The organism is Yersinia aldovae ATCC 35236, from assembly GCF_000173735.1.
Taxonomy (GTDB): domain Bacteria; phylum Pseudomonadota; class Gammaproteobacteria; order Enterobacterales; family Enterobacteriaceae; genus Yersinia; species Yersinia aldovae.
Window position 1 is genome coordinate 1 of the sequence record NZ_ACCB01000068.1, and the last position, 7675, is coordinate 7675.

A 7675-nucleotide genomic window follows, 5' to 3' on the forward strand; every position below is an offset into this window, starting at 1 on the left:
GACCAATTTGTCACTTGTTTGCCGCCTTCCTGCAACGTGAAATCTATAGGGTATAGATCTCACGTTGCGTAAGGCCTAATGAAAGAGCTTCAAAAGCGATGTCAGCTCGGATTGACCGGAACCACGTTTTCACTTGGGTAGCAGCCCAATACTTTTAATGACCGGGTTATCGGCGTGAGATCTGCCAGCGCTTTTTGCATGGATTCAGAACGCAAGTTAGCCTGTACATCGATATAAAACATCTCTTCCCACGGATTGCCATTTATTGGCCGAGATTCAAGCTTCGTCATGATGATACCGTGATCTCTTAGCACTAATAGCGCTTCAACCAATGCCCCGGACTGTTGACCCGTTGCCATAATTAAGGTGGTTTTGGCCGGTATTTGCTCGGAAACATCAATAGCTTTACGAGCCAGCACGATGAAGCGTGTGATGTTTTGCTGCTGATTCGCCAGATTGTGTTCCAGTACCTGCAAATTATAAAGCGCACCGCCAGCTTCGCTGCCTAATGCTGCGGCTGTCGGCGATTTCATTTGTGCCACTTTCTCCATTGCCGCCGCAGTGCTTTCGCAATACTCGATTTTCCAGTGCGGGAAACGGTTAATGAATTGGCTGCACTGCTGGAAAGGCTGCGGATGACTATAGACGGTTTTAATTTGGCTCAGATCAGTTTCAGTCGCGACCAGTACACAGTGATCAATCGGATTGGTTATCTCACCGACAATCGACAAGCTGGTGTGTTGCAGTAAGTCATACACATCATTGATAGAACCTGAACTGGTGTTCTCTATGGGTAATACGGCGTAATCGGCTTGCCCGGTTTCTACTTGGGTAAAAATGTCCTGGAATTTCTGACAACCGCATTCAATCAGTTGTTCAAAATGGCGTGCAGCATACTGGCGTGCAGCCAGATGTGAATAGGAACCTTTCGGGCCAAGGAAAGCGATACGGGCAGAGTGCAGCGAGGTTTGATTAAGCTGATGCTGCAATAGGGCTTGCTGGGTTAAAACTGAATCTTCAATAATCAGTTGGAACAAGCGAGTGATATAGAATCCATCGAGATCATAAGGCTTGGCCGCAGTGATGAGCGCATCCAGCAAATCACGTTCGCGCTCTTTATCGCGAATCGGGCGGTGATGAAGTTGTTTGGCTTTAGCCACATCCACCGCCAGTTCACGCCGCTTTGCCAGCAACGCCAGCAGTTTTAAGTCTAATGCGCTGATACGTTCACGTAGCACCAGCAATGGATTCTCGGTCATAGGGATTCGCCTTATTATCATCCTGAATCATATATACATAAAAAAAGCCTCCCGTTTGGGAGGCTTTGTTGTTCGTCTTCGCATTCTTTATCACACGACGAAACGCCTCCCAATCAGGGGAAGGTAAAAAAGAATGCGAAGAAAAACACTTTATTAATCATCGTTACCGGTTACCTGTTGTACTCGTGAGCTACATTCAGTGAGCGGCCACGAGAATAAAATCTAAAGAAAGTCAGTTCTAAAAATGAACTGACTCTAAACTAACCGCCAGCCTGAATTGCTGTCAATAAAAAACGCGCCCAAAGGCGCGTTAGATCCGAAATGAGATGGATTGACCGGCTATTGTTCCTGCTCGGATTCTTCTTCCTCTACATCTACTGACTCCAGATTAGCTTCTTTAACACTGCTTGCTGCACGACGTGCTTCACCTTTGTGCTGAACTTTATTTAATTGACGTTCTAGTTTGGTGATCAGTTCATTAATTGCAGCATACATATCATCATGTTTGGCACTGGCAACCAAGGGGCCCATTGGTGTACTGATTGTTGCGTCTGCAACGAATCCTTGCGGATCTTTAGACAGTACAATATGTGGGTTTATCAACTGGGCCTGCCATTTATCCAGTTTGGTTAGACGGTCTTCAACGTGCTGGCGAATTGCTGGGGTAATATCCATTTGCTTACTGGTAATGTTGACTGTCATATGACTTACCTCTCTGGTCTACTCCGTCTTGGATAACTTCAGCATACCTCTCTTCACGGTAAAATGTATGATCATGATCACTTTTTTTTGTCACTTTTTGCAAAGGTCATGGGAAGTGTGATTTAACCTCAGGAATAGCTGTTGAGGGCTTGAATCATTGGTTAGAATGCCGCATTATCGATGGGTTATATCGCCTGCATATAGTTAGATATGGCGGCATTTTTGCGTTTCGATAAGATATCAGCGCGTTAGCCTTATCAACATCAATCGCCTGGATTTATGATGATAAAGCAGGATTGAAAACGGCAGCCTAAGCTGCCGTTTGTTATTTTGTCGTTCCAAACAATATCAGGCTGGGTTGGCCGCAATTATTTTGGCAACTTTGTCAGCCTCAGCATTGAGTTGCAACTGCTTATAAGCATTTTCCATCAATGGCAACGCGTCATGGGTTGCCTGAGTATCAGGATAATCTCTCAACATTTGCTCGACACGGTTAACTACCGCGACGTAAGCGCCTCGTTTAGTGTAATATTGCGCCACGGCCAATTCATGCTTGGCCAGACGATTTTTCAGAAACACCAAGCGTTTTTGCGCGTCAGTTGCGTATTGGCTGTTCGGGTAGCTTTGAATCAACTGGTTAAAATCGCGGAATGCGGCTTTAGCATGTTGCGGATCGCGGTCTGAACGATCAATCCCGAAGAAGCCTTGCAATGCGCTGTCATCCAGAGCCATGTCAGTCAAACCACGCATATATAATACGTAATCGATGTTAGGATGTGTGGGATTGAGGCGCATAAAGCGATCGATTGAGGCTTGCGCCAACGGCAGATCAGCAGATTTATAATACGCATAAATCAAATCAAGCTGAACTTGTTGGGAGTAAGGCCCGAAAGGATAGCGGTTATCTAACGCTTCTAGTTGCGTAATGGCTCCCTTAAAGTTACCGTCCTGCAGTTTTTGCTGAGCGGTAGCATAGAGCTCAGAAGGCGGGTTATCGGGAACCACGTCCTTGTTACTGGAGCAACCGGTCAGCACCAGGCTCAACGTGGCGGCAGCCACCAGATATTTCATACGCGTCATGACGTTTTGATTATCCTCGAAGTGTTATTCCGGGAGACTGTCCGTTAAGCTCCCGATAAAGATCTAGATACAATAGCACATTATATTAAACGGCATCGCCGTCAAAACCCAACGTTAACGAACAAGAAGCTGCATATGGCACAACAAGTACAACTCAGCGCAACGGTGGCCGAATCACAACTCGGTCAACGGTTAGATCAGGCTTTGGCCGAATTGTTCCCTGATTATTCAAGATCTCGCATAAAAGAGTGGATCTTGGAAGACAAAGTCACGGTAAACGGCAAAACAATTAACAAGCCTAAAGAAAAAGTGTTGGGTGGTGAGCTCGTCGCAATTGACGCGCAAATTGAGGAAGATGCCCGTTGGGCGCCTCAAGAAATCCCACTGGATATCGTCTATGAAGATAGCGATATTCTGGTTATTAATAAACCCCGCGGTTTAGTTGTTCATCCGGGGGCGGGTAATCCAGATGGCACCGTTCTGAATGCGCTGCTCTATTATTATCCGGAAATCATGGATGTCCCACGCGCGGGTATCGTACATCGCCTGGATAAAGACACCACTGGCTTGATGGTGGTGGCGAAAACCGTTCCGGCACAGACTCGTTTGGTGGAAGCGCTGCAAGCGCGTGAAATTACCCGTGAATACGAAGCGGTAGCTATCGGCAATATGACCGCCGGTGGCAGAGTTGACGAGCCAATTTCTCGCCACTCTACCAAGCGCACGCATATGGCGGTGCATCCAATGGGCAAACCGGCAACAACCCATTACCGTATTATGGAGCATTTCCGTGCTCACACCCGCCTGCGCCTGCGTCTAGAGACGGGCCGTACGCACCAGATCCGTGTGCATATGTCGCATATCAACCATCCGCTGGTAGGGGATCAACTCTACGGTGGTCGCCCGCGCCCGCCAAAAGGGGCTTCTGATTCCTTTATTTCAATTCTGCGCGGTTTTGACCGTCAGGCGCTGCATGCAACTATGTTGCGTTTGTATCACCCAATCAGTGGCATTCAAATGGAATGGCATGCGGCATTACCAAAAGATATGGTTGAGCTGATTAATGCGCTGAAAGCCGATACTGAAGAATTCAAAGATCAGATGGATTGGTAATGAACACGCTGATACTCCCCAACTGGCCAATGCCTGCCACTGTTAAGGCATGTAGTACCACCCGTTATGGGGGGATCAGCGAATTCCCATATGATTCATTAAATCTTGGCACCCATGTCGGGGATATTGCTGCCAGTGTGGTTGCAAATCGTCAATCTTTAGTGGAACAAGCGGGATTGCCGCAAATGCCTGTTTGGTTAGAGCAGGTACACGGCACTCGTGTCTTGCATCTGAGTGATCAGGTTATCTCAGATGTACAGGCCGATGCGGTCTATAGTTGCGTTGCTGGGCAAGTTTGTGCGGTAATGACCGCAGATTGCTTGCCAGTGCTGTTTTGTTCTCTGGCTGGTGATGAAGTGGCAGCTGCTCATGCTGGCTGGCGTGGTTTATGTGCAGGCGTGCTTGAACAGACGCTGGCGCAGTTCAGCGCACGTCCTTCGTCTATTATTGCCTGGTTGGGGCCAGCTATTGGCCCGCAGCAGTTTGAAGTGGGTGAAGAGGTTAAACAGGCATTTATCCAAATCGACGCACAATCCACGGCTGCGTTCACCCCTTCCGGCTCTAAATATCTCGCCGACATCTATTTATTAGCTCGATTGCGGTTACAGGCCGCAGGTATTCACGCTATATATGGCGGTGATCGCTGTACTGTGAGTGAAAAACAGCAATTCTTCTCTTATCGGCGCGATGGAATGACCGGGCGTATGGCAAGTTTAGTCTGGCTGATATAACCTATTGAATTAGGACGATCCGCTGACGCATAACGTTTTACTTTAAATATAGTGTCGAAATAACCTTGAAAATTTGAGGGATGACCTCATCTAATCTCCAGTAGCAATTTTGACCAATATTGGAGGTGTTATGCGTCTGGATCGTCTTACTAGCAAATTCCAGCTTGCCCTCGCCGATGCCCAGTCTTTAGCGCTTGGGCGCGACAACCAGTTTATTGAACCGTTACATTTGATGAGCGCACTGCTCAATCAGGATGGGGGGACGGTTCGCCCATTGTTGACCTCGGCGGGTATTAATGTTGCCAGTTTGCGCAGCGACATTGAGCAAGCATTAGGTCGTCTTCCACAAGTTGAAGGTACCGGCGGTGATGTTCAACCATCAAACGAACTGGTACGTGTATTGAATCTTTGTGACAAGTTAGCGCAAAAACGTGCAGATAAATTTATTTCGTCAGAACTGTTCGTGTTGGCAGTACTTGAAGACCGCGGCACCTTAACTGACATGTTAAAGGCTGCCGGTGCAACAACTAACATAATAGATAAGGCCATAGAGAATATGCGTGGTGGTGACAAAGTTGATGACCAAGGTGCTGAAGACCAGCGCCAGGCATTGAAAAAATTCACTATCGACCTGACTGAGCGGGCGGAGCAAGGCAAACTCGATCCGGTGATTGGCCGTGATGAAGAGATTCGCCGTACTATTCAGGTATTACAACGCCGTACCAAAAACAACCCGGTGTTAATTGGTGAGCCTGGTGTCGGTAAAACCGCCATTGTAGAAGGGCTGGCACAGCGCATCGTCAATGGTGAGGTGCCGGAAGGCCTGAAACATAAACGTGTGCTTTCATTAGATATGGGCTCACTGATTGCCGGTGCGAAGTATCGCGGTGAGTTCGAGGAGCGCTTGAAAGGCGTGTTGAATGATTTATCAAAACAAGAAGGTAGTGTGATCTTGTTCATTGATGAATTGCATACGATGGTCGGTGCCGGGAAAGGCGACGGGGCGATGGATGCCGGCAACATGCTGAAACCTGCCTTAGCCCGCGGTGAATTGCATTGCGTGGGTGCCACAACCCTTGATGAGTACCGTCAATATATAGAGAAGGATGCGGCGCTAGAGCGGCGTTTCCAGAAAGTGTATGTTGCGGAACCGACAGTCGAAGACACCATTGCCATTTTACGTGGGCTGAAAGAGCGCTATGAACTGCATCACCATGTGCAGATCACCGACCCGGCAATTGTTGCCGCGGCAACACTGTCGCACCGTTATATTTCGGATCGCCAGCTACCGGATAAAGCCATCGACCTTATTGATGAGGCCGGTTCCAGTATCCGTATGCAAATGGATTCAAAACCAGAATCATTGGATCGGCTGGAGCGCCGAATTATCCAATTGAAACTGGAACAGCAAGCGCTGAACAAAGAATCCGATGACGCCAGTAAAAAACGGCTGGAAATGCTCAATACCGAATTAGAGCAGAAAGAGCGTGAGTACTCTGAGCTGGAAGAAGAATGGAAAGCTGAAAAAGCCTCACTGACTGGGACTCAGAATATTAAGACTGAGTTGGAACAGGCCAAAATTACCTTAGAACAGGCGCGGCGTGTGGGTGACTTGACGCGGATGTCAGAACTTCAGTACGGTAAAATCCCTGAGTTGGAAAAACAGCTGGCGGCGGCAACCGCACTTGAAGGGAAAACCATGAAGTTGCTGCGTAACCGGGTGACGGAAGCAGAAATTGCGGAAGTGCTGGCGCGCTGGACGGGGATTCCAGTCTCTCGCATGCTGGAAAGTGAGCGTGATAAGTTGCTGCGCATGGAACAGGATCTACATAAACGCGTGATTGGGCAGGATGAAGCTGTTGAAGCGGTATCCAATGCTATCCGTCGTAGCCGTGCTGGGTTATCAGATCCGAACCGCCCAATTGGTTCCTTCTTATTCTTAGGGCCAACAGGGGTCGGTAAAACCGAGTTGTGTAAAGCGCTGGCAACCTTCCTGTTCGACAGTGATGATGCCATGGTGCGTATTGATATGTCCGAGTTTATGGAAAAACATTCCGTTTCTCGGTTGGTTGGTGCACCTCCAGGCTATGTGGGTTATGAAGAAGGTGGTTACCTGACAGAAGCGGTGCGCCGTCGTCCTTATTCTGTCATTCTGCTGGATGAGGTAGAAAAAGCGCATCCGGATGTATTCAACATTCTTTTACAGGTGTTGGATGATGGGCGTTTGACTGACGGGCAGGGGAGAACGGTTGATTTCCGTAATACGGTGGTCATCATGACCTCTAACCTCGGTTCCGATTTGATTCAGGAACGTTTCGGTGAAAGAAGTTATAGCGAAATGAAGGAAATGGTGATGGAAGTTGTTACTCACCACTTCCGCCCTGAATTTATCAACCGTATAGATGAGGTTGTTGTCTTCCATCCACTGGGCCGAGCGCATCTGGCTTCAATTGCCAGCATCCAACTGGAGCGTCTGTATAAACGTCTGGAAGAGCGTGGCTATCAGGTCACTATCACTCAGCCTGCGTTGGAGTTCTTGGGTGAGACTGGTTTCGATCCTGTTTATGGTGCGCGGCCATTGAAACGTGCAATTCAGCAGGAAATCGAGAATCCACTGGCGCAACAGATACTTTCCGGCAAATTAATACCGGGAGTCCCTGTTACTCTTGATGTGGAAAACGGGCATATCATTGCCAAACAGTAATTGTTAATCCTTGAGGGGGCGAGAAATTGCCCCCTTTTTGTTGTCTTTTTCGTCATATCTGCGGTTTTTGCCGTATTAATGAGCAG

The 7675-nt window shown here is 48.1% G+C and carries 6 protein-coding genes and 1 other annotated feature; of the genes, 3 read left to right on the forward strand and 3 right to left on the reverse strand.

Annotation, left to right across the window (positions count from 1 at the left end; translation table 11 throughout):
* Window positions 1–101 precede the first annotated feature (101 nt).
* The 3 genes from pheA to bamD all read right to left on the reverse strand — a co-directional run bounded on the left by pheA (window position 102) and on the right by bamD (window position 3041).
* The gene (gene pheA / locus YALDO0001_RS18695) at window positions 102–1259 is read right to left on the reverse strand and encodes a bifunctional chorismate mutase/prephenate dehydratase (RefSeq protein ID WP_004705521.1); all 1158 of its coding nucleotides are present in this window, start codon (window positions 1257–1259) and stop codon (window positions 102–104) included.
* A 37-nt stretch (window positions 1260–1296) separates the two neighbouring features.
* Window positions 1297–1421 (reverse strand) — a sequence feature (Phe leader region).
* Between the two features lie 177 nt (window positions 1422–1598).
* A complete protein-coding gene (gene raiA / locus YALDO0001_RS18700) occupies window positions 1599–1961 on the reverse strand; it encodes a ribosome-associated translation inhibitor RaiA (protein ID WP_004705522.1) in 363 nt (120 codons plus the stop codon).
* Window positions 1962–2309: 348 nt separating this feature from the next.
* Window positions 2310–3041 carry an outer membrane protein assembly factor BamD gene (gene bamD / locus YALDO0001_RS18705; RefSeq protein WP_042547931.1) on the reverse strand — a complete coding sequence of 244 codons (732 nt, stop codon included), beginning with the start codon at window positions 3039–3041 and terminating at the stop codon, window positions 2310–2312.
* Between the two features lie 135 nt (window positions 3042–3176).
* On the opposite strand from bamD, the gene rluD reads away from it, so the two are divergent.
* The 3 genes from rluD (at window position 3177) to clpB (ending at window position 7589) form a co-directional block, all read left to right on the forward strand.
* Entirely contained in the window at window positions 3177–4154 is a 978-nt protein-coding gene (rluD, locus tag YALDO0001_RS18710) for a 23S rRNA pseudouridine(1911/1915/1917) synthase RluD (RefSeq protein ID WP_004705524.1), read from the forward strand.
* Window positions 4154–4885, forward strand: a complete 732-nt coding sequence (gene yfiH / locus YALDO0001_RS18715; RefSeq protein WP_042840557.1) for a purine nucleoside phosphorylase YfiH — start codon at window positions 4154–4156, stop codon at window positions 4883–4885. The genes rluD and yfiH overlap by 1 nt, the downstream gene beginning before the upstream one ends.
* A 130-nt stretch (window positions 4886–5015) precedes the next feature.
* Window positions 5016–7589, forward strand: a complete 2574-nt coding sequence (gene clpB, locus YALDO0001_RS18720) for an ATP-dependent chaperone ClpB (RefSeq protein WP_004705525.1) — start codon at window positions 5016–5018, stop codon at window positions 7587–7589.
* Window positions 7590–7675: the final 86 nt, after the last annotated feature.